We start from the raw sequence: 26,661 nt of genomic DNA, 5'->3' as shown, positions 1-26,661 counted from the left end.
CTCAGGCCTCAACGGTTTCCGCGAGCGTGTGCTCGGCCGTGTTCCGCGAAGCCTGCAGCGCGTTGCGGCGTCCCGCGAGCGGGTTCTGCAGATTGCCCGCCATCTTCAGGTTGCCGGCGGGGTCGGTGAGATTCACCATCTGCAGATTATTGCCCAGTTGCAGGCGGTTCAGGCACGAGTGCAGGAACTCCGGCGCGAACAGGTCGTACTCGGCGAACTTTTGCGCGAATTGCGGATGCTCGGCCTGATAGCGCGCCACACAACGCGCGACGCTGTTCCAGAACAGGTCTTCGCTGCAGCAGCCGTGCTCGACGAGAATCTGGTTCACATAGCGGAAGAAGCCGTCGAAAACGTCGATGAAGATCGCCAGCAGCTTCACGCGCTCGGGCACGTCCACGGCGAGGCGTTTGACGTTCTCAGGCAGTTGCGCGTCCTTGTTGAGGATTGCCGATTCTTCGGCGATGTCCTTCATGATCGCGCGCACCGGCACGTGATTCTCCAGCACCAGAATCAGGTTCTCGCCATGCGGCATGAACACGAGATCGTGCGCGTAGAAGCAATGAACGAGCGGCGCGAGATAGGCCTCCATATAGCGTTCGAGCCACGTCTCTACCGAAAGGCCCGACGCTTCGATCAGCGCGGGCAGCAGCGCGCGGCCGTGGCGGTCGGTGTGCAGCAGCGCGGCCATGGTTGTCAGGCGCTGGCCTTCGTCGACGAGCGAAAGCGGGTTCTCGCGCCACAGCGCAGAGAACATCTTCTTGTAGGGCGTGTCCACCTGCACGGCCGCTTCGTAATAGCGATTGCGAAAACCCATTGAAGCCACTTCGCGCAGGATCGTGAAGCCCTTGCTCCGCAGATACGGATCGTTCGCCACCATGCCCTTGATGAAGTCGTTGATGGCCGGCGTGCCCGACATGTAGTAGGGCGAGAGCCCGCGCATGAAGCCCATGTTCAGGATCGAGAGCGAGGTTTTCACATATCGCTTCGAGCGGTCCGAGACGTTGAAGAACGTGCGGATCGACTGCTGCGCGAGGTAGCGGTCGTCGCCGTAGCCGAGGCAGATGATGCGGTTGGTGGCCACATAGGCGGCGAACGCGATCGAGAGCTTGTTGAACCATTGCCACGGATGCGCGGGCATCAGGCGGTAGTCGTCGAAGTCGCAGCCGCGCGCTTCCACGATGGTCTTGAAGTGCGCGATGGTTTCCTCGCCCAGTTCTTCATTCATGAGGCGCTCGTAGTCGAGATCCTCGGCGCTGTGGAACGCGGCGTTTTCCTTGTGCACGGCGAGCCAGACAACCTGGATGACCGAAGCCGCTTCCGGCGCGAAGGCGCGATAGTCGCCTGCGTCGAAGCCGAGCCGTCCGTTGTTGGCGACGAAGCCCGGATGGCCTTCGCTCATCGCCGTTTCGACGGTCTGGAAGTCGGCCGTGAGCAGATCGGGCGTGTCCGGGCCTTCCTTGACCGCCTTGTAGGCCGCGCCATAGAGCGTGCTGCTGATTTCGTCGAGATAGATCGGCAGCATCTCTTCCTTGATGCCGAGGCGCGCCTTCACGTCGAGAATGAAGGCCAGCGCATCGAGCGGCTGCTCGATACCGTCCTGCGTGCAGACGATCGTCGCGGGGCGGATGCTCCAATGACGCAGCGCGAGCAGGCACGCCTCGAACGCATAGACGCGCGTGCCGTCGTCGGATTTCAGCGCGTAGCGCGCGTAGCCTTCACTCTGCGCTTCGTCAATGCGTTGCGGCTCGACGATCAGCTCGTGCGCGTATTCGGCGATGGCCTTGCGCACCAGCATGCGGTTCGCGTTGCGCCACACTTCGGGCGTGAGGTGCGTGGCGGCCTGCTGCGGCGCGAGCAGGGTATGTTGCATCGATTGTTGCAGGTTCGCTTGTGCGGTCGTGTTCATGGCGTCAAAGTCCTTCGGTAATCCGGTTGGTTGTCCTGCTGAATAGCGGTGTAAAAGTCGGCTCGTGTGCAGAACGCGAGTGAAGCGGTTTTCTCACGGAACGCGACATCCTTCGCGTACACGAATCCCATCGCGCGATTGAGCGCGTGAATGCGCGTGTTGCGCGCATCCGGCTCCACGACGATGCGCTCGGCATCCAGATGCTCGAACAGGAACCTCATGAGCGTCTGGAACACGCGGCGCGTGTAACCGGGAATGGGCGTCGCGCCCGGCCCCACGAAGAAATGCATGCCCAGGTCGCCGGGCTCCACCGCGTAGTGTTCGCCCACTTCCTCGTGCGCCGGGTCGTAGCTCTCGATGAGAAACGCGGGTGCGCCCTGCTGCGAGGCGAGCCACGCTTGCGCATGGTTCGAATCTTCGATGGCCTGATAGAACGTGGCCACTTGCGCCACGTTCCAGTCGCGCATGTTCCAGAACGCGGCGCGCTCTTCGACGAACCAGCGGTGCAGCGTGGGCGCATCGGCTTGCGCGTCGAGCCGGCGGATATGGAATCCGCCGAGCGTGGCGGCAAGCGTTTCCCGGCGCAAGCCGGATGCGTGAGCGGCGCGCTGCGCAACGGCGGGGGCAAGGCTGTGGCGCAGCGCGATTTCGTCGGCGGCGATATCAGTTCGCACGGGCGGTGACTCCTGTTTCGGTAAGGTTGTTGGGCAGGGCGGCATCGGCGGGCGTGGGCGTCTTCAGATCGCCGGCGTGCGGCCGTTCGTGCAGCCAGACGCTCAGCAGCACGGTAAGCACGAGGCCCGCCGAGCCGATGAGAAAGGGCGCGCGCAAACCCGTCATGTCGACAATGGCGCCGGCCGCGAACGAGGCGAGCAACACGCCCAGGTTCTGGAAGAAGTTGATCACGCTGTAATCGGCGGCATACGAGGCGGGCGTGCTCAGCGCGAACATCGTCACGTCGAGCTTCACGACGATCTGGAAAAACGCCCAACCGAACATCACGCGGCCCAGCACGATCCATAGCGGCGCTTCCACGCCTTGCAGCAGCATGCCCACTGTGCACAGCAGCAGGTTCGCGATCATTTGATCGGGCAGGCGCTTGCCCTGCGAGGCGATGCGCTTGTTGATGCACAGCGCGACGAGCGCGACCATGCCCGGAATCGCAAACACGAGTCCCGAAAGCAGCTCGCTCGACGAACCCGTCACGTCCTGCCAGTACAACGACATGAACGGCCGGATCAGATAGACGCAGAAATCGAATGCGAGCATGAGCAGCGCGAGGCGCAGGATCGGCAGACGCTCGCGCAGGCTGCGCCGCACCGTTTGCGCGTGCGCTTCGTCGGCGAAACGGCAGCGCCGCGTGATCCGATGCGAGCGGATCAGGCTCATGCAGATCGCCATCTGCACGAAGTCGCCGGCGGCCATCGCGAAGATGCAGCTATGCGCGTTCCACACCTGCATGACGAAGCCGCCCGCCACCGCGCCCGCGATCGCACCGAAATGCACCACCACGGAGAGCACGCCGATCGTATGAGGGTGCGACTCCTTCGGCTCGAGCCGCATCATGTACGGATACATCAGCAGATAGCTGCTCTTGCACATGAACATCGCGAGCGAGAGCACCCAGAAAAGCGGCACCGTGGGCGCGAAGTAGCTGATGATCGAGAGCAGGCCCGCCGCGCACTGCGTGTGGACGAGCAGATGCATGGCGTCGACGCGCTTTGCGATGCGCGCCCACAGCGGCAACGTGAGCATCACGACAATCGAGATGAACGCCACGTAGGCGCCCGCATGCACAGGGCTCGTCACGCCATAGCGCGCCGCGAAGAACTGCGGATAGAACGGAATCAGGATCGCATCGCTGATGACGGCGAAGGTCGTCATCGTGATGATGGTGTTGCGCAGATTCATTGTGTCTCCAGCGGCGCTTTCACGAACGCATCCGTATCGGGCACCGAGAAGTCCTGCAACGCGATGCGCCGCTCGATCTTGTAGTGCTCGACGCCGGTCAGCTCGCGCAGGATGCAGGAGTTGCGGTAGCAGCTCATGCCCAGGTCGGGATTGGTGAGGCCGTGGCTGTAGAGGCCGGCGTTCTGCACGAAGATGTCGCCGCCGTTCACGTCAATGGCGTAGTTGCGCGAGAGCCGGTAGCGGCCCTTGTCGTCCCAGCGGATGCGCTCGCGAATGCCGTCGATGAAGCCCGGCACGTTCTGGCCATAGCCGGTGGCGAAGATCGCGCCGTCGGTCACGTGGGTGTACTGCACGCCTTCGTCGCGCTGCACGAAGCGCAGATGGAAGCGCTCGTCGATGCGGTCGTGGTGGCAGGCGGTCAGCTCGGAATTGGTGATGAGCCGCGCGTTGCTGCTGCCGCGGCTGCGGCGGTCATCGAGCAGGTCGTAGATCTGGTTGATGAGCGACGCGTTCACGCCTTTGTACAGGCTGTCCTGCTTGGCGATGATGCCCTCGCGCACGGTATCCGGGAGGTTGTAGAAATAGTCGATGTAGTCGGGCGAGATCATCTCCAGCGTGAGCTTGGTGTTCTCCATCTGGAAGAAGCGCGGCGAACGCGTGATCCACGTGAGCGTGTAGTCGTGGTCGTCGCTTTCCTTGAGCAGGTCGTAGAATATCTCCGCCGCGCTCTGGCCGCTGCCGATGACGGCGATCGAGCGCTTCTGCTGAAGCTCGCGCTTGCGCGCCACGTAGTGCGCGCTGTGGATGCAGTGCTCGCTCACTGCGTCGCAGCAAGACGGCAATTGCGGCACCGAGCCCACGCCGATCACGATCCGCGCCGCGCGATGCGTAAAGGGTTCTCCCGTGCGCACGTGGCGGCCGCTCACGACGTAATGGCCCTGCTCGGCGTCGTATGCCACCCGCTCCACGTGCGAGCCGAAGGCGATGCTCGATAGCTGACCGATCGCCCATTTGCAGTAGCGGTTGTACTCGGCGCGGCTCAGGTAGAAGCGCTCGCGAATGTAGTACGCGTAGAGCTTGCCTTCCTGCTTGCAGTAGTTGAGGAAGCTGAACTTGCTCCTGGGATCGGCGAGACTCACGAGGTCTGCGAGAAACGGGTTCTGCAGCGTGGTGTCGTCGATCAGCATGCCCGGATGCCAGTCGAAGTCCTCGTTGCGCTCGAGGAACAGGCCGTGCAGGTCGCGGATCGGGTCGGCGAGGCAGGCGAGGCTCAGGTTGAACGGGCCGAGACCGATGGCGACGAAATCGAGCACGGCGGGGCTTGGCGCCGCGCGTGCACGGCGCGTTCCCGGGTCAGGCATGACATTAGTTGTACTCATGATTGAGCTTCCTATTGGGCCGGACAGGACCATGTTGAGATACCTCATCGACGGACGAAAACGGGAAAGTTGGTCACAAAACTGACGCAAAACCAGTTGCGGCGTACGCGGGATGCAGTCGCTCGCGGGCCGCCACGATGCGCGGTGGATCGTTTGCGCATCACGGTAGTGGATAAACACAAATGAGAGTTATTCTCATTGGCGGATCATAGGGTATTCATCCGGACATCGCAAGGACGAATCGGATGATCGTCAGGATGCCAAAGCATCGTATCTGTCCGGTGTGCATCACGCGGCGAAAGCACGATTGGGCGGCAAAGTCCTGGTGCATCGGGGCGGCAGCGGATTCGAAGGCAAGACACGGAACGCCCAAAAAGAGGGCATCGCCGGGCGCTTTTTTGGCGGAATTCCTCATACGAAAAACCCTACAGGATTTGGGGGGATAGCCGTGGGCCGGCGCGACTCTGGCATGTGGCGGCGCGAGCGTCGGAAAGTGGGCTTATGCCGCGCGCATCGCCAGCCGTAGCGGGTTTGCGGGCACCGGCGAGTGCGCTTCTAGCGGCCTGCTCAACCTTGTGCCTCGCTCCCAACCCTGTCGGATTTTTTCTTATTGCTTTCAAACGACTAAAGCCTTTGCTAATATGCGCTCCCTATAGAAATGAGAATAATTCTCATTAACAACCTGGGGCGGAAGGTGCCCCGATCCTTGGCCGCCATGAACAATCAACATCAAGAAACCGCACGCCGTACCGAGCGCAAGCTCCCTCGTCCTTTGCAGATCGCCGTCTGGCTGACTTTTTCCGCCGCGGCCCAATCCGCTTTTGCCCAGACCACGAACAGCGCAACCTCCTCGCCGAAGGCGGACGTCGCGGCGCCTGCCAGCGGCACAGCCGCTGCTTCCGGCAGCGCCGCCGCGAAGAGCGCCGACCGGGCGCTGCCCGCCGTGAAGGTGAGCGCCGCTGCCGAGACCGACTCGCCGCTGCATCTGGAGACGCCGGTTTCGAGCGGCGCGCTCGGCACGCGTTCGCAGCTCGACACGCCGTTCTCGACCACCGTGGTCACGGGCGAAGATCTCGCTGAGCGCCAGGCCAACAAGCTCGGCGACGTGTTCGCCGGCGACGCTTCGGTCACCGACAACAGCAACGCCTATAGTGCGTGGGCGACCTACATCACGATCCGCGGTCTGCCGATCGATTGGCAGAACGGCTTTCGCATCGACGGCAATCCGTTCATTTCGTACGGCATTACGATGCCTTACGAGAACCTCGAACGCGTCGAGCTGCTCAAGGGCCTGGGCGGCTTCATGTACGGGTTCGCGCAGCCGGGCGGCATGGTCAACTACGTGACGAAGACGCCGGGCAAGGATCCCGTCACGAGCTTCGATTTCGGCTATCGCATGGACGGTGTGCTGAGCCAGCACGCGGATCTGAGCCGGCGCTTCGGCCCGGACGGCATGTTCGGCGCGCGCATCAACTACACGCACGAACAGGGCAAGACCTACAACGCGGGCGACATCAACCGCAATTCGGTGGCGCTCGCGCTCGATGGCCAACTCACGCGCGACCTCGACGTCTACTTCAACGCGATCTATCAGACCAGCCGTTCGAGCGGCCAGACGCCGGCCATCTACATTCCGAGCAGCTATGTGGGCACGAGCCTGCCCGCGACGATCAGCGGCGGCAGCAATCTGCTCAACAGCGCCGGCCAGCACCTGAACACCAACCTGCAGCTTTACACGGTTGGGGTGAGATACCAGATCACGCCGGACTGGTCGTTCAACACCTCGGCGAGCTACAGCAAGTCGGCGCGCGACCGCAACGAGAGCACACTCACGCTGCTCAACCAGGCCGGTGATTATTCCGATTACCGCTGGAACGGAGACGAAGGTCATCAGGACATCTACTGGCAGGGCATGTTCGAGGGCAAGGTGAGGACCGGGCCGTTCACGCATCAGCTCGTGCTGGGGGCGGCGGTCCAGCGTCAGACCAACGACTATGGCACGGCGGCGGGCACCGTCTCCGAGACGTTCGGCGACGGCAATCTCTACCAGCAGAATCCGTACAGCTACTACTCGGGCAGCGGCTTGCAGAAGTACCGCGCGAGCGAGATCAACCAGAAGGCGCTGTTCCTGAGCGACACGATGCAACTGACGAGCCGCTGGTCGGTGCTCGCGGGCCTGCGCTACACGAACTACGATCAGGAAACCTTCTCCGAAGCGGGCGCGACCACGGCGTCGTATGGGCAGAACGGCGTCCTCACGCCGACTTTCGCGCTCATGTACAAGCTCGATCCGCAGACCACGCTTTACACGAGCTATGTGGAGTCGCTGGAAGCGGGGCAGGTTGTTTCGGATATCTATGCAAATGGCGGGTCGGTGCTGCGTCCGCTACGCTCGCGCCAGTATGAAGTGGGCATCAAGAGCGAGCACGCGCGCTGGAGTGCGAATGCGGCGCTGTTCCGCATCGAGCGCGGCGCGACCTATGCGAACAGCCAGAACGTGCTCACACAGGACGGCAACTCGATCTATGAAGGTATCGAAGCGGGCGGCAGCGTGCGCCTTGGCCGCAGCTGGCAGGTTGCGGGAGACGTGATGTTGCTCGACACGTGGTACGCGAAGGGCCAGCAATACAACGGCAAGCGCGTAGCCGGCGCGCCGCAGTTCACGGCAGCCGCGCGCGTGACCTACGACGTACCGTTCGTGCAGGGCCTGCAACTGGGCGCCGACGCCAAGTACACGGGCAATACGGAGGTGCGTCCGGCAGGCGATCTGGAAACGGGCGGCTATATGCTCGTGAACGCGGGCGCGAATTACTACACACGCATTGGCGGCCACGACGTCACGCTGCGCGCGGCCATCAACAACATCACGAACCGCCGCTACTGGATGTTCCAGTACGACAGCTACATCGCGCCGGGCGATCCGCGCACGGTCAGCCTGAACGCGAAGATCGACTTCTGATCGCTCGTTCCATACCGGGCGGACGCCGGATGAAGTACAACCGCAATCTGATGCAGGCGGTCTTGTGGGACCGCCCGCCGATTGCGGAGGTCGTCGGCTAGCGCAGATTCAGCGTCTTGCGGCACCGCCATAACGCAAACAGGCTGATGACGCCGAGCAGCGTCAGGTAATAGGCCGGAGCCAGTTTGCTGCCGGTCGCCTGAATCAGCGACGCCACGATGAGCGGCGCAAAGCCGCCGAAAATGGTCACGCCGATGTTGTAGCTGATCGCCATGCCGGTTGCCCGCGTTTCGACCGGGAACGTTTCGGCCATCAACGCCGGCAAGGCCCCGAAATAGACCGCTTTGAGCAAACCCACCCACGCCATCATCGCCATGAGCCCGGCAAGGCTGGCATGTTCGCCGAGACTCCTGAAAACGGGGTAGATGGTCAGCGTGAAGACGATGCCGGCCCAGCTCATCACCCGAATCCGCCCGATCCGGTCGGAGAGGTGGCCGACGAACGGCGTGACGAACGTGAGAATCGCGCCCGTGAGCGCCGTCGCGGTGAAGCCGAAGCTCTCGGGCAGATGAAGCTGGCGAACCGCGTAGGTCGGAATGTACAGAATGACGTAACTGGTTCCGGTCGAAAGGACCAGCGCGCCAATCGCGAGGAGCATCCGGCCTTTCTGCTGCGCAAACACGGTGCTGATTGGCGACTCTTGCGTTTTCGCTTGCTGGAAGCTGTGTCCTTCGTGAACGTGCTTGCGTAGATAAAGGCCTACGGGTCCGATCAGGATGCCGAACAGGAACGGCAAGCGCCAACCCCAGGATTGAAGCGAGGCCGTATCGAGGGTATTCGTCAGGACGGCTCCGAACCCGGCCGCGAGCAGGTAGCTCAAGCCTTGGCTCGCGAACTGGAAGCTGGCGATGAAGCCTTTGCGCTCGGGCGCCTGCTCGACCATGAAGGCGGTCGTGCTGCCGAATTCGCCCCCGGCGGAAAAACCCTGGATCAGGCGTGCGCACACGACCGCTATCGGCGCCACGACGCCTATCGTGGCGTAGCCCGGCATCAGGGCGATCATGGCCGTGCCGAACATCATCATGACGATCGAGACCATCATCGACGCCTTGCGGCCGCGCCGGTCCGCGTAGGACCCCAGCACGAGCGCGCCGACCGGTCTGACGAGATACGAAATGCCGAACGTGCCGAGCGTCACGAGGAGCGAAACAGTGGCATTCGAAGCAGGGAAGAACGTCTTGGCGATGGTCGTGGCGAAAAATCCGTAGATCAGGATATCGAACCATTCGAGTGCGTTGCCGATCGAGGCGGCCATGATGATCCAGTAGAAGCTGGAACGCCTGGTCTCGATCGATACGGTATCGGTCACAGTCGCGGCGGTATGCATTTGACTCTCCTTGAGATAGGGGGAGTATTCGCTTGGGCTAAGGGATTACGTCGTTTCGCTGAAGATGTTTTGCTGGCGGCGGCGATTGCGAACCATGGAGCCTGTTTCGCCGAGATCCCAGAAGAGGCCGGCCATGATCTGCAGCGCTTCGCGCGCCACGCTTGCGAGCAGATGTTCATTCGGCGCATGCTGGGAGCAGGCGCCATACGAATGGGGAATCCAGATCGTCGGCATGCCCAGGGTGTCCGTAAAGACGTTGTTGGGTATTGAGCCGCCGAGATTCGGCAGCAGATCGGGCTTCTTTCCAGTCGTTCGCCGCAGCGACTCGAGCGCCCATTCGACCCACGGGTCATCGGGGGACAAGCGTGTCGCTCCCATCTGTTCGCCGATCTCGACCTCGACCATGTCGAACCCGAGTCGGTCGAGGTGACTTCGCAGCAGCGCGCCGATCTGCTCGCAGTCGGTGCCCACCACATATCTAAGCTGGCAATGCGCGCGAGCGGTTGGCGGAATGGCGCCGACCGGGTTGGCGGGGTTGCCTGTCGTGAACGCCAGCACTTCCAGCGCGTTCCAGCCGTAGACGCGTTCCAGGGCGCTCAGGGATGCTTCGCCCCAGTCGGGATCGATGGCCGGATCGTTTGGCCCGCCGCCTACGACGATATCTTTTAGCGCATCGCGTACCGCTTCCGGAATGCCTTGCGGCCGCAACGGTTCGACCAGTATCCGGCCACGCATGTCGACAATCGATGCAATCGCGTTCGCGAGCACGGTGCCTGGATTGCGCAGCAAGCCGCCCCAATTGCCCGAGTGATGGGCGCCGTCGCGCAGGTTGATCGAGAGGGTGAAGTTGACGAGCCCGCGCGAGCCGAGGAAAACGCAGGGCGTGGCGGCGCTGGCGCGAGGGCCGTCGGAAGCGATCAGCAGATCTGCAGCGAGTGTTTCCTTGTGCTGTTCACAGAGCGCCTGCAGTCCGGGGGACCCCGCTTCTTCGCCCATTTCGATGAGCAGCTTCACGTTGAAGCCGAGGCGCTGGTTTCTGGCGCTCATGACCTGTTCCAGCGCGGCCAGGTTGATCGTATGTTGGCCCTTGTTATCCGCGGTCCCCCGGCCATACCAGCGGTCACCCTCGATGGTGATGTCCCACGGGCACATCTGGTTCTTCCACTGGCCTTCGTATCCTCGCACTACGTCGCCATGCCCATAGATGAGGACAGTGGGAAAAGCCGGATCTTCGATGCGGCTCGCGAGCAGGAACGGGCCGCCGCCTTCGACCGGGTTCGCCACGATGCGCGCTTCGAACCCGAGCCGTTCGACCACAGGGGTAAGCTCGCGGCCCAGATAGTCCCAGAGTGCCGGCATAGCCGAGACTTCCTGACTCTCGGTCGCCATGCGGACCCTGCGCTCCAGGTCGCGCAGAAATTCACCCGAGTCGAAATATGAAATGGCGTTGTCGATCGCTTTACCGCGTGTCATCATGTTCCTCGCCAACAGGCTGGTGCGTTGCTTGCGATTGCTTCGATGAACCAAGCGTACGAAGCCAAAAGCCGCGCCACAATTGACTTATTTGCGGCCTCCCTTTTCCAAAAGCGCAAACCAGCGCATCCTGCATGCACAGCGTCGCTCTTCGTTACTTTCTGGCCGTTGCAAATGCGGGCTCGCTGGGCGAAGCGTCCGAGCAATTGCACGTGACGATCTCGGCGATCAGCCGGCAGATTGCGAAACTGGAAGACGAAGTGGGGTATCCGCTATTCGAGCGGCAACCGCGCGGCATGGCGCTCTCCAAGGCCGGCGAACTGCTGGCCGCGCATGTGCGCAGAACCCTGCTTGAAGGCGAGCAGGTGCTCGAAGAAATCAAGGCCCTTGCCTCCTTCGATCGAAGCACGATTCGTCTCGCTTCCTCCGAAGCTTTTGCGCGGGACATGTTGCCGCGCGCCATCACACGCTTCCTCGAGAAATCGCCGGGCACGCGCTTCGAGCTGACGGTGACTGCGCCTCAGGACGTGACGCTGCGCGTGCGCAACGGCGATGCCGATATCGGCTTGACCTTCAGTGTGGCTCGAGACCCGGAGATCCGCGTCGAATACGCGCGTAGCGCGCCGATCTATGCGTTGATGCGGCGTACCCATGAACTGGCCACGCACACCGACGTGTCGCTCGCCGACCTGCAACGCTTTCCGATTGCGTTGCTCGACCGGGGCACGACGATCCGGCAAATGTTCGACGTGACATCCAGTCTTGAAGGTCTGTTGTTCGATCCGGTTTTGACCTGCAATAACTCGAGTACGCTGTGTGTTTTTACCCAGCTCTCAGGCGCCGTGTCCCTGACGAGCCGGTTCACGGTGCAGGCGCGGCTGGAGGAGGATGGTCTGGTGGCAATCCCGATCGACCATCCAGGCATGGCGCTGCGCAGCGTGCAGATTCAGACCTTGTCTGGGCGCATGCTGTCGGCCGCATTGAAAGAGTTCGTCCTGCAGTTGATCGAGCAACTGCAGGACGAATTGTGAGTCGTGCAGCACGCGAGGCGCTTTAGCGGCCTCTCGTGGTGCCGGCAACAGTCAATAGCTGTCTCCCCATTTTTCCGTCAATGACGCGCGTAACGCATCTTCCACCGTACTGGTCATGACTGTGAGTTGCAGCTCCTCGTCTGCGCCGGGACGGTAGTGGGCGAAGAAGACCCGCTGTCCGATCACGCCGCCCAGCCACTCCAGCGCAGCCACATCCTGTGAGCATAGCAACAGGCGGCTGTCGCGTGGGAGACGGTCGATGGCCTGTTCGAGCGCGTTTTCCGCTCCGCGCGCTCGGGTTTGACTACACTCGCGCGAGGCAAGCCATTCGGCATGTGCCGCCGCGGGATTGGAGAGGCGCAGCAAGGCCACTTGTGGTGAATCGCCTGAACGCGCCACCAGGGCCTGCTCAAAGCTGTCCGCCACGCTACCGTCGGTGACGATGCAGACTTGCGTGAGCCTTGAGGGCTCGCGACGCCAACGCCAGGCGTGTGTTTCACCACGCGATTGCATAACGTTCTCCATTGCCCGCCTCAGACACGAGTAAGCGTTCCGCCTTCTGCCGTATCAACCGTTGCGGAACAGGAAGCTGTAACCGTTCAACGCCGGCACGCCGCCCAGGTGAGCGTAGAGTACCTTCGAGCCAGCGGGGAATTCGCCGAGCCGTACCTTGTCGATCATGCCTTGCATCGACTTGCCTTCGTATACCGGATCGGTCAGCATGCCTTCGAGCCTCGCGCACAGGCGGATCGCTTCCATCGTCCCTTCATTCGGCAAGCCGTATTCAGGGCCGCCGTAGCGTTCGTCGAGCACGATATCCTTGGCGACAATGTCGCGGCCCAGTTCGACCTTCTCGGCGGTTTGCTTGGCGATCCGGAAGATCTGGTCGCGCGTCTTCTCGGGTTTGGCCGAGGCATCGATACCGATCACGCGCTCGGCGCGGCCGTCGGCCGCGAAGCCGACCACCATGCCCGCCTGCGTGCTGCCCGTCACCGAGCACACGACGATATAGTCGAACTTGAAACCCAGTTCGGCCTCCTGCTGCCGCACTTCCTCGGCAAAACCCACAAACCCCAGACCACCCAACGGATGATCCGAGCAGCCGGCCGGAATCGCGTAAGGTTTGCCGCCCGCCTGGCGCACGCTTTCCAGTGCGTCTTCCCAGCTCTTGCGAAAGCCGATATCGAAACCGTCGGAGACGAGACGCACGTCCGCGCCCATGATGCGCGACATCTGAATGTTGCCGACGCGGTCATACACCGCATCGGAGTAATTCACCCAGTTCTCCTGGACGAGTACGCACTTCATGCCCAGATGCGCGGCGACTGCGGCCACCTGGCGGGTCTGGTTCGACTGGATGCCGCCGATCGAAACCAGCGTGTCGCAGCCCTGCGCCAGCGCTTCGGGAATCAGGTATTCGAGCTTGCGGGTCTTGTTGCCGCCGAACGCGAGGCCGCTGTTGCAATCCTCGCGTTTCGCGTACAGCTCGACTTTGCCACCCAGATGTTGGCTCAGGCGCGGCAATGGCTGGATTGGTGTCGGGCCGAAGGTGAGCGAATGGCGAGGGAATTTCTTCAGATTCATGCGAGGCTCCGGTGAGAAAAAGAGTCTCAGCATGGGCTGCCCCAGCATCGACTCGCCCCGGGCGTTCGAATTCCGGGAGCTTTCTGCCGACGCTGTGGCAGTCGGTGCTGGGGCAGCCCATGCTGCGATGAAGTCTATGGTAGAAAAGTTTGGAAGAAACTTGGTTGCGAAGATATTGATGAATTGTGGCTTTAAATAGGTTGATGGTATTTTTGACCTACGTTTACTTCTCCTGAGTCGCCATGCCCGCAAGAAAATTTCGTGGCCATGCTTCCGAAGCCCGCCAGTCAAGCCTTGAGATCGATCGCGTCGATCGGGCCATCCTGCGTCAACTGCAACGCGACGCGTCGATCTCGAACGTGGCGCTCGCGGCCAAGGTGAATCTGAGCGCACCGGCCTGTCTGCGCCGGGTCGAGCGGCTCAAGGAAATGGGATTGATTCGCGGCGTGGTGGCGCTACTCGACGCGAAGGCGCTCGAGGCCGGCATGCTGGTGATGATCGGCGTGGTGCTCGATCGCTCGACGCCGGAGTCGTTCGCCGACTTCGAAAAAGCGGCGCAGAAAGTGTCGGGCTGTATGGAGTGTCACGTCGTAACGGGCGAGTTCGACTACTTCATGCTGGTGCGCACAAAAGACAGCAATAGCTTTAACCGGCTCCACGCGGAGCAATTGCTTTACCTGCCGGGTGTGCGGCAGATCAGGAGTTTCGTGGTGCTCAAGGAGATTCTTTCGACCACGAGTATTCCGCTCTAGGCGTCAGGCGCGCAACGCGAATCCTCTGGCACGCTACGCGTCACGCCCGTTCACCGTTAGCGCCAGTCGGTCGCCACATCGTCGGGATCGACCAGCGTCAGCCCCGACGAGGGCAGCGGCAATGCCGTTTTGTAGCGCACCTGCTTGAGCGCGAAGCTGGAACGGATGTTCGACACACCCGGTATTTTCGTCAGATGTTCGAGGATAAAGCGCTCGAGGGTCTGCATGTCGGGCATCACCACGCGCAGCAGGTAGTCGGCATCGCCGGTCATCAGATAGCACTCCATGACCTCCGGGCGCGCCGAGATGGCCTGCTCGAAGCGCTGCAAGGCCTCCTCGACCTGCTTTTCCAGACTCACCTGAATAAACACGTTGATTCGCAGACCCAGCGGCTCCGGATTCAGCAGCGTGACCTGTTGCTTGAACAGCCCGAGTTTCTCGAGCGCCCGCACGCGGTTGAAGCAGGGCGTCGGCGACAGGTTGACCGCACGCGCCAGCTCGGAATTGGTGATGCGGGCGTTTTGTTGCAACTGGCTGAGTATCCCGATGTCGATGCGGTCGAGCCGTTTCGGTGGCGTCGTCATAGATGACATATTCCGTAAATGAGGTCATACGCAGAATAAATACACTACGCCGAGGCGACACGGCAAGCAAATGAGAGGCCTATTTTGCGGCTTGATGGTTAACATCTATCCATCCATTTGTGAACCGAATGCCTCCATGCGGGAGTGATGTCATGACGGATTTGTCGAGCGGCGCGTTGCAGTTGCGGTCATCAGAGCGGGTTCAGGACGACAGCGATCCCGCGGAAACCGCGGAGTGGCTGGAGGCGCTCGAGGGCGTCGTCGCGCATGTCGGGCATGAGCGCGCACAGTATCTGTTCGACCGGCTTGCGGCCCATGCGCTGTCGCTCGGTGTCGAGTCGTCCCGCATGCGTGTCACGCCCTACGTCAATACGATTGCGTTCGACCAGCAGCCACGTTATCCGGGCAATCTCGAACTCGAAGAGCGGCTCGCTGCGGCGCTGCGCTGGAATGCACTGGCAATGGTGGTGCGTGCCAACAAGGCGTATGGCGAACTTGGCGGACACATTGCGAGCTACGCGTCGGCGGCGGATCTGTTCGAAGTCGGCTTCAACCATTTCTTTCGCGCGAGCGGCCCCGCAGCAGGCGAGGGCTCGGGCGGCGATCTCGTGTACTTCCAGCCGCACTCGTCGCCGGGAGTCTATGCGCGAGCCTACCTCGAAGGCTTCCTCGACGAGGAACACCTGCAGCATTACCGGCGCGAAATCTCCGGGCCGGGCCTGTGTTCGTATCCGCACCCGTGGCTGATGCCGGACTTCTGGCAGTTTCCGACCGGCTCGATGGGCATCGGCCCGATCAACTCGATTTACCAGGCGCGCTTCATGCGCTATCTGCAGAACCGTGGGCTCGCGCACACCGAAGGCCGCAAGGTGTGGGGCTTTTTCGGCGACGGCGAGATGGACGAACCGGAGTCGCTCGGCGCGCTTTCGCTGGCGGCGCGCGAAGGGCTCGACAATCTGGTGTTCGTGATCAACTGCAACCTGCAGCGGCTCGACGGTCCGGTGCGCAGCAATGGCCGCATCATCGACGAACTGGAAGCGCATTTCGCCGGCGCGGGCTGGAACGTGATCAAGGTGGTATGGGGCTCGGACTGGGATGCGCTGTTTGCGCGCGATCGCACGGGGGCCTTGATGCGTGCGTTCGCCCATACGGTGGATGGCCAGTTCCAGACTTTCTCGGCGAACGACGGCGCGTATAACCGCGCCCGCTTCTTCGGCCAGAACCCGGAACTCGCCGCACTTGCCGCACAACTCAGCGATGACGAGATCGACCGTCTGCGCCGCGGTGGCCACGATGTGCGCAAGCTGCATGCGGCCTACGCCCGCGCGCTTGCGCATCGCGGCCAGCCCACGGTGATCCTCGCGAAGACCATGAAGGGCTTCGGCATGGGCGCCTCGGGCCAGGGCCGGATGACGACGCACCAGCAGAAGAAGCTCGATTTCGACGACCTGAAAGCGTTCCGCGACCGTTTCCGTTTGCCGCTCTCGGATGAGGATGTCGAACAGGTGAAGTTTTACAAGCCAGCAGCAGACAGCCCGGAAATGCAGTACCTGCATGCACGCCGGGCGGCACTCGGGGGCTATCTGCCCAGAAGGCGGAGCGTCGCAACGAAGGGGCTGATCGTGCCTTCGCTGCAGACCTGGGGGCAATTCGCACTGGAGGCGAACGGCCGTGAAATGTCCACGACGATGGCGCTGGTGCGCATGCTGACCGCGCTGCTCAAGGATGCGCAGATCGGCCCGCGGGTGGTGCCGATCGTCGCCGACGAGGCGCGCACGTTCGGCATGGCCAACATGTTCCGCCAGGTCGGCATCTATTCGCCGCTGGGGCAACTGTACGAGCCTGAAGACCTCGGTTCGATGCTCTATTACCGCGAGGACACCAGCGGGCAGATTCTCGAAGAGGGCATTTCGGAGGCGGGTGCGGTGTCGTCGTGGATTGCAGCGGCGACTTCGTATAGCGTGCACGATCTGCCGATGCTGCCGTTCTACATCTACTACTCGATGTTCGGCTTCCAGCGCATCGGCGACATCATCTGGGCCGCTGCCGATCAACGCGCACGCGGCTTTCTGATCGGAGCCACGTCCGGCAAGACCACGCTGGGTGGGGAAGGGCTGCAACATCAGGACGGCACTAGTCATCTGGCAGCCTCGACGATTCCGAACTGCCGCGCGTACGATCCGGCGTTCGCTTATGAGGTCGCGGCGATCGTCGACGCGGGCATGCGCGAGATGGTCGAGCAGCAGCGCGACGTGTTCTATTACGTGACGGTGATGAACGAGAACTACGCACAGCCGTCGGTCCCTGATGACGGTTTGCAGGGCGTGCGCGAGGGGATTTTGAAGGGGATTTATCCGCTGCCTGATGGATCTCGTGAAGCGGGATCGCATGAAGCAGAACCGCGCGAAGCAGCGCGTGTGCAGCTTCTCGGCTCCGGTGCGATTCTCGGCGAGGTGCTCGCCGCGCGGCAGATGCTGAAGGACGAGTGGGGCGTCGTCGCCGCCGTGTGGAGCGTGACCAGCTTCACCGAATTGCAGCGTGACGGCATGGCGGCCGAGCGGCTCGAGCGTCTTGGCGAGGCCGCGCATGTGCCGGATGTGCCATATGTCACCTCGGCGCTTGCTGCGTCACATGGGCCCGTAATCGCGGCGACGGACTATGTGCGGGCGATTCCCGAACTGATCCGCGCGTATGTGCCGCGCCGCTATGTGACGCTCGGCACCGATGGCTTCGGGCGCAGCGATACGCGTGCGGCGCTGCGCGAATTCTTCGAGGTCGACCGCGCGTCGATTGTGCTCGCTGCGTTGAAGGCGCTTGCGGATGAGGGTGAGATCGAGGCGAGCGTGGTCGTCGAGGCGCGGCGGCGTTATGGCAAGGGCACGCCGGCTGCGACGGCGCCTTGGGAGCGGTAAGCGCCGTTGACCACGCTGCGCCACGAGCCAACTATGCTGCTCGCCGGCCCGCACCGATCATGGTTGCTGGACAAGCCGGAACGACGAGACAGCCGCCTCCAGTTGACGAGCCTGTGCTTCAAGGGACCCCGCTGCGGCGGCTGCCTGTTCGACGAGCGCCGCATTTTGCTGGGTAACCTGCTCCATCTGCGAGACAGCCTGACCGACCTGCACGATGCCGGTGGTCTGCTCGGCTGACGCCGCAGCGATTTCCTGCACGATTTCCGCGACGCGGCGCACGGCCGCAACGGTTTCGCCGATCGTGCTCCCGGCCTGCGCGACGAGCGCATTACCTGCTTCGACCTTGCCGAGCGAATCGTCGATCAGTGTTTTGATCTCTTTGGCGGCGCTCGCGCTTCGCTGCGCCAGCGCGCGCACTTCACTTGCGACGACAGCGAATCCACGCCCTTGTTCGCCGGCGCGCGCAGCCTCTACCGCGGCGTTCAGCGCAAGGATGTTGGTCTGGAACGCGATCCCGTCTATCACGGCGACGATATCGGCCATCTTCGAGGAACTGGTGCTGATGACGTTCATCGTCGCCACCACGCCGTGCACGACTTCGCCGCTGCGAATCGCAAGATCCGCGGCGTTGCTGGCGAGCGATTCGGCCTCGCGCGCGTTCTCCGAGTTATGGGTGACCGTGGAGGTCAATTCCCCCATGCTGGCGGCGGTCTCTTCCAGCGCGGCCGATTGTTGCTCGGTTCGCGACGACAGGTCCAGATTGCCGGCCGCGATCTCATGGGCGCCGAGGTTAACCGCATCCGAGCTGATCCGCACCTGCCGGACCGTGCGCGTGAGCCCCGCCTGCATGCGAGCAATCGCAGCGAACAGACGACCCACCTCGTTTTCCCCCGCGACGGTCGTCGCGCCGATGGTCAGGTCGCCGTCGGCAACCCGGCCCAGCAGGCTTGCCGCTTCGGTAAGAGGGCGAATGACGTTGCGCCGCAACATATAGTGAACCGCGACGATCAGGCCGAGTGCGCACAATACGCCCGCTGCGACCAGCTTGACGATCAACGCGTAACGGTCGTGTTCGGCGTCCGACTCCTGCTGAGCCAGCTCGTTGGCCTGCCGCTGGAATTTCTCCACCGCCGCCGAGTACGCGGCGCCGGAGTTCGTCACGTCCTTTGCGTTAATCGCCGCGTAGGCCCCGGGGTTGTTGGCGCGTAAGGCGTCAAGCGCACGCTGCACCGTCTGCGCGTGCTCGCGGGCAGACTGCACGATGGTTTGCTGAAGCGCTTCATCCTGGCCGGCGAAGTGTGGCGAGTCTGCGAAGGCTTGCATCTGCGCGACCGAGCGCTTGAAGCTTGAGGTGGCACTGTCGATGGCGCCTGTATTCACGCCGGCGGAAGGATTTTCCCGCGCCGTGCTATAGGCGCGTGTCAGGGCAGAGCGGGCCCGCGTCATGTCCTTATAGGCGTCGTTGAGCAGGATGCAGCGCGCCGAAATCGTATGGACGCGCGCTGTCGAAGCGTTGGCGGCGCCCAGCGAGACAATGCCGGCGATCCCACCGCCGACGATCATGGCGGCGAAGGCGGCGAGGATCGCCAGCAAGGCTGTGCGTATGCTTAGGTTCTTCATGTTCGGATCACCGGAAAAGGACTTCGGGCCCATCGGCCGGCGCGGGCGCAGCGGGGCTGCGGCGGCTGCCGGTTGCAGCCGTGGTGCTTGCCCGAGCCGGGTACCTGCTAGTTGAGGTCGACGATCTCGACCCAGGAAGGATTCTTGCCGACGAGAAACGAGCCGAGCCGGACCAGTTCGCCGCTGCCTGGATCGATGCGGTGGACACTCACTGCATTCGATAATTGGCCTGCCGACAGAAGATAGCGTCCCGATGAATCGATTGCAAATGCTCGCGGCTGCGTCTCGGTCGGATATTGACCGAACTTGCTCAGGATACCTTCCTGACCGGCAATGCGATAGCCGATCAGGGTACTCGAGGTGCGCTCCGAAACATAGAGATATTGGCCGTCGGGCGTGGTGTGGACATCCGCGGCCCACGGTGTGCCGCTAAAGCCCGAAGGCAAGGCGGAGATAGTCTGTTGAATGGCGAGCGTGCCCTTGTCGGGATCGAACGATAGACGCTCGAGCTTGCCGTCAAGCTCGTTGACCACATAGACGACACGTCCATTCGGATGAAACACGAAATGGCGCGGACCGGCCTGGCTGGCGAAATTCAAGGTCGGCGATTCGTTCGGTGTAATCGCGCCTGTCGTTGCGTCGAAGCGGCACTGCATGATGATGTCGCCGCCCAGATTGGTCGCGAAGAGCCAGCGGTTCGATGGATCCGTCTTGATCGCGTGCGCTTTGGGTTTGGTCGGAATCACGAGATTGGCGGGCGCGACTAGGCCGTCTGCGCCAATGCGGCTTTCGCTGATCAGATTGCCGCCATACGATGCGGCAAACAGGTAGCGCCCGGAGCGATCGGTGGACAGGTTCGCCATGCTCTCCGGCAAGGGACTCGTGCCGATCGGCGTGAGCTTGCCGTCGCCCGGGGCGATGCGGAAGCTCTCGACCGAGTAGGGTTTCGAGCGCAACGAGGCAAACAGGTATTGACGGTCCGGACTGACCGCAAGCGGCATGACCATGCCGGACACGGGCACGTCCTGGATCGTCGACAGCTTGCCGCTGTCTTCATTCAGTTGCAGTACCGAGATGGTCCGGCTATCTGCGTTCGAGACGTAGACGACGGTGGCGGCAGAGACTGCCCCGGTGGTCATGACCAGACCTGCCGCGATAGCGGCGCCTCGCTTGATGACGGATTGCATGTATGGATCTCCAGACGCAGTTTGTTATGTGAAGCGGATTGCCGGCCGCGAATCGGGTGAAGCGGGGCCGCGCAAGGTAATGCAGATTCGTATGGATCAACTCGCGACGCGCAGTTCGACCCGCTTGATATCTTTCACGATCACCAGATAGCTGAACACCGTCAGGAGAGCATGAGCGCCGACAAAAACCAGCGCGCCGTCGAACGAGCCGGTCATGCTGAGGATGTAGCCGATCACGATCGGAGTGACGATGCCTGCCACATTGCCGAACATGTTGAAAATGGCCCCCGACAGGCCGATTGCGTCGCTTGGCGCGGTGTCCGCGACCACCGCCCAGCCGAGCGCGCCGACGCCTTTGCCGAAGAAGGCCAGCGCCATCAGGCACACCACGAGCCAGTCGGCGCTGACATAGTTGCAACCGATCATCGTCACGGACAGCAGCATGCCGCCCACGATCGGAATCTTGCGCGCCATGGTCAGCGAGCAGCGCCGCTTGATCAGCGCGTCCGAGAACACGCCGCCGAGTACCCCGCCGGCAAAACCGCAGATAGCCGGTATCGACGCGACGAAGCCTGCTTGCAGGATCGACATGCCGCGTGCCTGGACGAGATACAACGGAAACCAGCTAAGGAAGAAGTAGGTCAGCACGTTGACGCAGTACTGGCCCAGGTACACGCCGAGCAGCATCCGGTTGCTCAGCAACTCGCGTATGCGTGCGAGGCTCGCCGTGTTGGCCGGCTCGCCGGCCGCCTGCGCGATATGTTGCTTCGGCATGCGAATCATGCCACCACCTTGCTCGATATGGTCGAGTTCGGCCTGATTGATGCGCGGATGGTCGGCGGGACTTCGCATCACCTTTAGCCAGATCGCTGCCAGCGCGATGCCGCCGATGCCCATCGCCACGTAGACCTGCTGCCAGCCGAACCGGTGCGTGAGCCATGCCATCAACGGCGTAAAGACGACGGCCGCGAAATACTGGGCCGAATTGAAGATGGCTGATGCCGTGCCGCGTTCCGCGGTGGGAAACCAGCTTGCGACGACTTTGCCGTTGGCGGGAAACGCCGGGGCCTCGGCTACCCCAACGGCGAAACGTAACGCAAACAACGCGACTACCGCGGCGGCGCTACCCGCGATGCCGACACAACTTTGCAGCAGAGTGAAGAACGACCAGATGAAGATACTGGCCGCGTAGACGCGGCGCGCGCCGAAGCGGTCGAGGAGCCAGCCGCTCGGCAATTGCGACAGCACATAAGCCCAACTGAATGCGGAGAAAATGTAGCCCATCTGCACCGGGTCGATGCCGAATGCCTTGCGCATCGCGGTTCCCGTGATCGACAGGGTGGCCCGATCCGCATAGTTGAAGGTCGTGATAATGAAGATCATTAACAGGATTCCGTAACGGACCCTCGTGCGCGCTGTGGCGCCGGCAATATGGCTGATTTCCATCGTGGTTCCTGAAAGTCGCAGATTCGGGCGCAATCGGTGCCTGGTCGAGTGTCGTGGCGCGGGGGCGCGCGGTAGCGGCACACGAGCGCCGATGCTCTCTATCTTGTAAAGCAACACGAGGGTACAGATAAAGTTGTCTGTCAACAAACCTTGATCGTTAGGTATTTACCCCTATCGCGTGAAATCCCGCGCCGGCTGTGCGAGTGCAGCAGATTGATGCGAAATCAGGCGCGTAAACGGCGCACATGACCGACGAACGTTAGCGGGATGACAGGGCTCCGTCAGGTGATAGAGCGATCCGAGGTGCATTCTCGTGTGTTTGTTGTTTTACAACTATACCGACCTGTGTTTACGACCAGCGAGGATGAATCTGAAGGCAGAAGTGAATCTTTTTTAGCGTTAGAGCGGGGAATTTCCAGTAAATGGAGATTTACTAGGGGTTTTCTTATTATTTGGTAGGGGAGTGACTACGTTAATTCTGGGAACGCCATACTTATTCGCGCGACTCGCTCGACGTGGAAGTGGTGCGCCATTACTTCTTAACTGCTCTAAATATTCGCGTAACCGAGCAAGTGGTGGATCCACTATCTACGATAGTTGGCAATCTGCGAATCGACGCAATGCCGGGCGATGGGAGTTTTTTCGCAGGACAAGATTGAGAGGGCGAACGGATCTGCTATTTGTCGTCGGAGGATCGGACTTTGCTGGCCTGCCTGAGTCGGACCAGGGTGCGTGGGTGGACGTTGAATTTCTTTGCTACAGCTGAGGCTGGCAGGGTTTCGAGGAGCTTGAGCGCCTGTACCTGCTGCTTCGCCGTAAGTGCGTGCCTGCGTCCCAGGACGGTGCCCCTTTGCCGTGCCGCCGCCAGGCCAGCCTTGGTTCGTTCGCTGATGAGCGCGCGCTCAAACTGAGCGAGGGCTGCCATCATATGAAAGATCAACGTGCCTCCGGGTGATTCGGTGGAGATTGCTTCGGTCAGTGATTCAAACTGTACCGCCCGTTCTTCGAGCGATGTGACGAGATCCACGAGTTTCGGGAGGGAGCGGCCCAGACGGTCGAGTCTCCATACGACTAGCGTGTCGCCGGGTTTCAGGCGACGAAGAGCCCGGTCAAGGCCTGGTCGTTTAAATATGATCCCGGAAATACCTTTGTCGGTGTAGACGTGAGCGCATCCCGCGTGCCGCAGCGAATTCTCCTGAAGACTCAAGTTTTGTTCATCAGTCGATACGCGTGCATAGCCGATTTTCATATGCATCCAATGCGAGTAAGGTCCCTGCCGTCCGCCAAAGCAAGCCGGGATTCCAAGGTGGGTGTCGTGACTGCCCAGGGCGCTGGGAGCGAGAGCCTGTCCGGAATGCGGCTCTTCTGTGGTTTTTGCTGTGAATGTTGGGCATAGATCAGCGTGCACCTGACACCATGTGCGGGACACTAATTTTCTGCCACCACATCGGGATACCGTTGATTGTCTTGTTTTGTTAGGCATTGTTAAGTTGTGCGCATTGTACTGGACAGAAACGTCCCTTTTTGTCCAGCGACTGACGTGCTCAACCAAACGCTTGCCACACAAGGCGCTCCGCGGAATACCCCTTCAACAATTACAGCATTGCGCAAAGGGACGTTTTTTTCCTGGAATTTGTCCCCGTTTATCTGGATTGAAATTGCTCGGTGCTGTTCGAGGGGTTTTGACTTTATCTGCCTTTGGGAGAGGGCTTGTGCGCGGATGTCCGCGTGACGGGAGCTCCTTGTGGCATTTTGCTTGCGTATAAAACGAGGTCCGCAATGAGCAGAAAAGACAATTTCGTCACCTGGCTTAACGAAGCTGGTGAATCGGAACAGGAGCGCGAGTTGATTCTTGCGCGTCTTTTCCTGGGGGAAATTGACGGCGAGCGGATCGATATCGGACCGGGTTTGCATCGGCGCAAGCCCGCGGACAACACGGCGCAGCTTCTTTCGACTTTCAGGGGGCTTGTCGGTTATGTCCTTGAGGCTCAACTTGATCCGAGTGCGCATGACGTTTATCTGATGGCGTATGACGCCGGGGTGACTGAGGGGTTGTGTGGGGAAGATTCCGCCGCGTCAAACGGCATGCGCAAGGGTCTGGAAGATGCTTTGCATGTTTGCCCTGCAGAGGTGTCTCGTCGCATCGTCGGTAAATCGACTGAGTTAGGGCGACGTCACGGCATGCTGGTTCGTCAATTGATTCAGGGTGACGTTGCATTGGGTGATTGATGGGTGTGGTGATCTTGCTGCACTGTCGATAAGTACGATTCAGAACATCTGGTGCCGATCTCTCTCGATGATAATTTGTAAAATAATTAGGATCATTAATTAACATATTATTTTAATAAAGATAATTGTTTTATCTGTAAATATTTGAATGGTGTGAACTGGCGCGACATCCGATGCCGAAGCGTTCTGTTCTGAAAATAATATACGACTGGATATCGAATTGTGAATCGCATATACCGAACTGTATGGAATGAAGCTCTCGGGGCGTGGGTTGCAGCTTCTGAACTGGATTCGTCACACGGCGGTCGCGGTCGCTCCGCCGTGGTTAAGCTGGCTGCCGGGGTGCTGTTGGCGGGTTTTGTCAGTGCCGCAAACGCAACAACGTATCCACCAAACGGAGTTGGTGCCAATATCTGCAGTACGGGAGCAGGAACCTGGTCTGGGCGGTCGTTTTCCGCAGAAGTGAATCCAATCGATGGATCAGGAACTTATTCTAACGTTATTGGATGTGGCGCTAACGGTGGCGGATATTTGGGGCCTTACACAGGGGTGACACTGTTTGGCTCATACACCACTGCGTCTGGTAATGGAGCCGTGGCGGTTGGCTTGGCGGGGCTGGCTGGTGATTTCGGAACCGCGGTTGGTACCTTTTCAACAGCTTCAGGACAATCGAGTTCCGCCTTCGGCGCAAATGCCACTGCATCCGGTAGTTACGCATCCGCATTTGGAGCCGCTGCTTACGCGACGAATACTGGTTCCATTGCTATCGGCAGCAACTCGACCTCAGGAGCGAACTCGGCCGCGACGAATGGCATTGCGATTGGAGGTCAATCATCGGTTGCGGCCGGTGCAACCTCGGGTATAGCGGTTGGTCGCGGTGCCACCGCTAGCGGTGCATATGGCATTGCGCAGGGCGATGGCACGATTTCGGGTGCTACCGGCCAAAACGTGGCAATTGGCTCGAGCGGCACGACGGCCAACAGTACGACAACTGCTGGCGGTGCGGTCGCGATTGGCCTCGCGCAGACAGCGACCGGCAACGGGGCGGTTGCCATTGGCGATCCCAATAGTTCTATCGGCACCGGCGCAGTGTCGGTAGGCGCGAACAACTCAGCGAACGGTCAGGGCGCCGTTGCGCTAGGTAATGCGAACTCGGCGACCGGACAAGGCGCCGTCGCCTTGGGGAACAGTAGCACGGTGTCAGCGGCTGGCGGGGTTGCTCTAGGCGACACCGCCGTCGCAAGTGCCACCAACGCGCTCGCACTCGGCTCCGGGTCGACGGCGAATGTATCAGGCTCGGTTGCGCTTGGTAAGGGATCGGTGACTGCGGGCACGGCGACCACGGCAACCGGTGGAACGGGCACGGTTAGTAGTACGAGCATTGGAGGTACGACGTTTGGCACGTACGCCGGTACAAGTTCTGCAACCGGCGTGGTGAGCGTCGGAGCGCCCGGCTCGGAACGTCGTATCCAGAACGTTGCAGCAGGCCTTATCAGTGCGACGAGTACGGATGCGGTCAATGGTAGCCAACTTTATGCAGTAGCGAGCACAACTGTATCGAGTATCGCTAGTCTCTCGACCTCAACTTCGACGGGCGTGAGCTCGCTGTCCACTGGCGTCAGTTCACTATCGACGTCCACGTCGGCAGGTATCAGCTCGTTGTCGACGGGCGTGAGTTCGCTGTCCACCGGCATCAGTTCACTGTCGACGTCCACGTCGACGGGTATCAGCTCGTTGTCAACGGGCGTGAGCTCGCTGTCCACTGGCGTCAGTTCACTGTCTACGTCCACGTCGACAGGTATCAGTTCGTTGTCAACGGGCGTGAGTTCTCTGTCCACTGGCATCAGCTCACTGTCGACGTCCACGTCGACGGGTATCAGTTCGTTGTCAACGGGCGTGAGTTCGCTGTCCACTGGCGTCAGTTCACTATCGACGTCCACGTCGACAGGTATCAGTTCACTGTCGACGTCCACGTCGACGGGTATCAGTTCGTTGTCAACGGGCGTGAGCTCGCTGTCCACTGGCATCAGTTCACTATCGACGTCCACGTCGACGGGCATCAGCTCGTTGTCAACGGGTGTGAGTTCGCTGTCCACCGGCATCAGCTCACTGTCGACGTCCACGTCGACGGGCATCAGTTCGCTGTCAACGGGCGTGAGCTCACTGTCCACCGGCATCAGTTCACTGTCGACGTCCACGTCAACCAGCATCAGTTCACTGTCGACCGGTCTGTCGACCACACAAAGCAGCGTCGCTTCTTTGTCGAGTTCATCGTCGACCGCCATCCAGGCGGCGAAGACC

The 26,661-nt window shown here is 61.3% G+C and carries 19 protein-coding genes and 1 pseudogene; 6 read left to right on the top strand and 14 right to left on the bottom strand.

The window, feature by feature from the left end; translation table 11 throughout:
- Window position 1 precedes the first annotated feature (1 nt).
- The 4 genes from AC1ECK_RS24035 to AC1ECK_RS24020 are packed head-to-tail and all read right to left on the bottom strand — an operon-like array spanning window position 2 to window position 5,196.
- The gene (locus AC1ECK_RS24035; RefSeq protein ID WP_480323484.1) at window positions 2-1,906 is read right to left on the bottom strand and encodes an IucA/IucC family protein; all 1,905 of its coding nucleotides are present in this window, start codon (window positions 1,904-1,906) and stop codon (window positions 2-4) included.
- Window positions 1,903-2,580, bottom strand: a complete 678-nt coding sequence (locus AC1ECK_RS24030; RefSeq protein WP_480323482.1) for a GNAT family N-acetyltransferase — start codon at window positions 2,578-2,580, stop codon at window positions 1,903-1,905. The genes AC1ECK_RS24035 and AC1ECK_RS24030 overlap by 4 nt, the downstream gene beginning before the upstream one ends.
- Window positions 2,570-3,817 carry an MFS transporter gene (locus AC1ECK_RS24025; protein WP_480323480.1) on the bottom strand — a complete coding sequence of 416 codons (1,248 nt, stop codon included), beginning with the start codon at window positions 3,815-3,817 and terminating at the stop codon, window positions 2,570-2,572. The genes AC1ECK_RS24030 and AC1ECK_RS24025 overlap by 11 nt, the downstream gene beginning before the upstream one ends.
- On the bottom strand, window positions 3,814-5,196 hold the full coding sequence (locus AC1ECK_RS24020) for a lysine N(6)-hydroxylase/L-ornithine N(5)-oxygenase family protein (RefSeq protein WP_480323478.1): 1,383 nt from the start codon (window positions 5,194-5,196) through the stop codon (window positions 3,814-3,816). The genes AC1ECK_RS24025 and AC1ECK_RS24020 overlap by 4 nt, the downstream gene beginning before the upstream one ends.
- Before the next feature lie 715 nt (window positions 5,197-5,911).
- Here AC1ECK_RS24020 and AC1ECK_RS24015 point away from each other — a divergent pair.
- Window positions 5,912-8,155, top strand: coding sequence for a TonB-dependent siderophore receptor (locus AC1ECK_RS24015; protein ID WP_480323476.1), 2,244 nt, complete (start codon window positions 5,912-5,914; stop codon window positions 8,153-8,155).
- A 97-nt stretch (window positions 8,156-8,252) separates the two neighbouring features.
- On the opposite strand, the gene AC1ECK_RS24010 is transcribed toward AC1ECK_RS24015, so the two are convergent.
- The gene (locus tag AC1ECK_RS24010) at window positions 8,253-9,542 is read right to left on the bottom strand and encodes an MFS transporter (RefSeq protein WP_480323474.1); all 1,290 of its coding nucleotides are present in this window, start codon (window positions 9,540-9,542) and stop codon (window positions 8,253-8,255) included.
- 45 nt (window positions 9,543-9,587) lie between these two features.
- Window positions 9,588-11,015, bottom strand: a complete 1,428-nt coding sequence (locus AC1ECK_RS24005) for a M20 family metallopeptidase (RefSeq protein WP_480323775.1) — start codon at window positions 11,013-11,015, stop codon at window positions 9,588-9,590.
- A gap of 134 nt (window positions 11,016-11,149) precedes the next feature.
- Here AC1ECK_RS24005 and AC1ECK_RS24000 point away from each other — a divergent pair, with 134 nt between their 5' ends.
- Window positions 11,150-12,046 (top strand): LysR family transcriptional regulator, encoded by an 897-nt coding sequence (locus AC1ECK_RS24000; protein WP_480323472.1) that lies wholly within the window; start codon window positions 11,150-11,152, stop codon window positions 12,044-12,046.
- A 51-nt stretch (window positions 12,047-12,097) separates the two neighbouring features.
- Here the strand turns inward: AC1ECK_RS24000 and AC1ECK_RS23995 are convergent, their stop codons facing one another.
- Together AC1ECK_RS23995 and AC1ECK_RS23990 are read right to left on the bottom strand one after the other, a co-directional pair.
- Window positions 12,098-12,559: a 1-aminocyclopropane-1-carboxylate deaminase gene (locus tag AC1ECK_RS23995; RefSeq protein WP_480323470.1), complete on the bottom strand. Its 462-nt coding sequence runs from the start codon at window positions 12,557-12,559 to the stop codon at window positions 12,098-12,100.
- A gap of 54 nt (window positions 12,560-12,613) precedes the next feature.
- Complete coding sequence (locus AC1ECK_RS23990) at window positions 12,614-13,630, bottom strand: 1-aminocyclopropane-1-carboxylate deaminase (protein WP_480323468.1); 1,017 nt, start codon at window positions 13,628-13,630, stop codon at window positions 12,614-12,616.
- A gap of 242 nt (window positions 13,631-13,872) precedes the next feature.
- On the opposite strand from AC1ECK_RS23990, the gene AC1ECK_RS23985 reads away from it, so the two are divergent.
- Window positions 13,873-14,382: an Lrp/AsnC family transcriptional regulator gene (locus tag AC1ECK_RS23985; RefSeq protein WP_480323466.1), complete on the top strand. Its 510-nt coding sequence runs from the start codon at window positions 13,873-13,875 to the stop codon at window positions 14,380-14,382.
- A 56-nt stretch (window positions 14,383-14,438) separates the two neighbouring features.
- Here AC1ECK_RS23985 and AC1ECK_RS23980 read toward each other — a convergent pair whose 3' ends face one another.
- The gene (locus AC1ECK_RS23980) at window positions 14,439-14,966 is read right to left on the bottom strand and encodes an Lrp/AsnC family transcriptional regulator (protein ID WP_480323464.1); all 528 of its coding nucleotides are present in this window, start codon (window positions 14,964-14,966) and stop codon (window positions 14,439-14,441) included.
- Between the two features lie 152 nt (window positions 14,967-15,118).
- Here AC1ECK_RS23980 and mdeB point away from each other — a divergent pair, with 152 nt between their 5' ends.
- The gene (gene mdeB / locus AC1ECK_RS23975; RefSeq protein ID WP_480323462.1) at window positions 15,119-17,878 is read left to right on the top strand and encodes an alpha-ketoglutarate dehydrogenase; all 2,760 of its coding nucleotides are present in this window, start codon (window positions 15,119-15,121) and stop codon (window positions 17,876-17,878) included.
- Window positions 17,879-17,935: 57 nt separating this feature from the next.
- Here mdeB and AC1ECK_RS23970 read toward each other — a convergent pair whose 3' ends face one another.
- The 4 genes from AC1ECK_RS23970 to AC1ECK_RS23955 all read right to left on the bottom strand — a co-directional run bounded on the left by AC1ECK_RS23970 (window position 17,936) and on the right by AC1ECK_RS23955 (window position 23,380).
- Window positions 17,936-19,498 (bottom strand): methyl-accepting chemotaxis protein, encoded by a 1,563-nt coding sequence (locus AC1ECK_RS23970; RefSeq protein ID WP_480323460.1) that lies wholly within the window; start codon window positions 19,496-19,498, stop codon window positions 17,936-17,938.
- 107 nt (window positions 19,499-19,605) lie between these two features.
- Window positions 19,606-20,685, bottom strand: a complete 1,080-nt coding sequence (locus AC1ECK_RS23965) for a lactonase family protein (RefSeq protein WP_480323458.1) — start codon at window positions 20,683-20,685, stop codon at window positions 19,606-19,608.
- A 96-nt stretch (window positions 20,686-20,781) separates the two neighbouring features.
- Window positions 20,782-22,131, bottom strand: coding sequence for an MFS transporter (locus tag AC1ECK_RS23960; protein ID WP_480323456.1), 1,350 nt, complete (start codon window positions 22,129-22,131; stop codon window positions 20,782-20,784).
- A 676-nt stretch (window positions 22,132-22,807) separates the two neighbouring features.
- Entirely contained in the window at window positions 22,808-23,380 is a 573-nt protein-coding gene (locus AC1ECK_RS23955; protein ID WP_480323454.1) for a recombinase family protein, read from the bottom strand.
- Window positions 23,381-23,910: 530 nt separating this feature from the next.
- On the opposite strand from AC1ECK_RS23955, the gene AC1ECK_RS23950 reads away from it, so the two are divergent.
- Together AC1ECK_RS23950 and AC1ECK_RS23945 are read left to right on the top strand one after the other, a co-directional pair.
- Window positions 23,911-24,360 (top strand): hypothetical protein, encoded by a 450-nt coding sequence (locus tag AC1ECK_RS23950; RefSeq protein ID WP_480323452.1) that lies wholly within the window; start codon window positions 23,911-23,913, stop codon window positions 24,358-24,360.
- Window positions 24,361-24,582: 222 nt separating this feature from the next.
- Window positions 24,583-25,893 (top strand): annotated as a pseudogene (locus tag AC1ECK_RS23945) (ESPR-type extended signal peptide-containing protein); the annotation flags it as partial.
- On the opposite strand, the gene AC1ECK_RS23940 reads toward AC1ECK_RS23945, so the two are convergent.
- On the bottom strand, window positions 25,893-26,661 hold a 769-nt coding region (locus AC1ECK_RS23940), incomplete at its 5' end, for a hypothetical protein (protein WP_480323802.1). The pseudogene AC1ECK_RS23945 and the gene AC1ECK_RS23940 sit on opposite strands and share 1 nt — an antisense overlap.

It is taken from the genome of Paraburkholderia sp. SSBN10T, assembly GCF_056619545.1.
The sequence above is the reverse complement of the archived record's forward strand: the minus strand, read 5'-3'. Positions and strand labels throughout refer to the sequence as shown.

Excerpts from the sequence above, each read along its gene's own strand:
- AC1ECK_RS24035 (WP_480323484.1), bottom strand. The coding sequence starts at position 1,906 with ATGAACACGACCGCACAAGCGAACCTGCAACAATCGATGCAACATACC.
- AC1ECK_RS24025 (WP_480323480.1), bottom strand. The coding sequence starts at position 3,817 with ATGAATCTGCGCAACACCATCATCACGATGACGACCTTCGCCGTCATC.
- AC1ECK_RS24020 (WP_480323478.1), bottom strand. The coding sequence starts at position 5,196 with ATGAGTACAACTAATGTCATGCCTGACCCGGGAACGCGCCGTGCACGC.
- AC1ECK_RS24015 (WP_480323476.1), top strand. The coding sequence starts at position 5,912 with ATGAACAATCAACATCAAGAAACCGCACGCCGTACCGAGCGCAAGCTC.
- AC1ECK_RS24010 (WP_480323474.1), bottom strand. The coding sequence starts at position 9,542 with ATGCATACCGCCGCGACTGTGACCGATACCGTATCGATCGAGACCAGG.
- AC1ECK_RS24005 (WP_480323775.1), bottom strand. The coding sequence starts at position 11,015 with ATGACACGCGGTAAAGCGATCGACAACGCCATTTCATATTTCGACTCG.
- AC1ECK_RS24000 (WP_480323472.1), top strand. The coding sequence starts at position 11,150 with ATGCACAGCGTCGCTCTTCGTTACTTTCTGGCCGTTGCAAATGCGGGC.
- AC1ECK_RS23995 (WP_480323470.1), bottom strand. The coding sequence starts at position 12,559 with ATGCAATCGCGTGGTGAAACACACGCCTGGCGTTGGCGTCGCGAGCCC.
- AC1ECK_RS23990 (WP_480323468.1), bottom strand. The coding sequence starts at position 13,630 with ATGAATCTGAAGAAATTCCCTCGCCATTCGCTCACCTTCGGCCCGACA.
- AC1ECK_RS23985 (WP_480323466.1), top strand. The coding sequence starts at position 13,873 with ATGCCCGCAAGAAAATTTCGTGGCCATGCTTCCGAAGCCCGCCAGTCA.
- AC1ECK_RS23980 (WP_480323464.1), bottom strand. The coding sequence starts at position 14,966 with ATGACGACGCCACCGAAACGGCTCGACCGCATCGACATCGGGATACTC.
- mdeB (WP_480323462.1), top strand. The coding sequence starts at position 15,119 with ATGACGGATTTGTCGAGCGGCGCGTTGCAGTTGCGGTCATCAGAGCGG.
- AC1ECK_RS23970 (WP_480323460.1), bottom strand. The coding sequence starts at position 19,498 with ATGAAGAACCTAAGCATACGCACAGCCTTGCTGGCGATCCTCGCCGCC.
- AC1ECK_RS23965 (WP_480323458.1), bottom strand. The coding sequence starts at position 20,685 with ATGCAATCCGTCATCAAGCGAGGCGCCGCTATCGCGGCAGGTCTGGTC.
- AC1ECK_RS23960 (WP_480323456.1), bottom strand. The coding sequence starts at position 22,131 with ATGGAAATCAGCCATATTGCCGGCGCCACAGCGCGCACGAGGGTCCGT.
- AC1ECK_RS23955 (WP_480323454.1), bottom strand. The coding sequence starts at position 23,380 with ATGAAAATCGGCTATGCACGCGTATCGACTGATGAACAAAACTTGAGT.
- AC1ECK_RS23950 (WP_480323452.1), top strand. The coding sequence starts at position 23,911 with ATGAGCAGAAAAGACAATTTCGTCACCTGGCTTAACGAAGCTGGTGAA.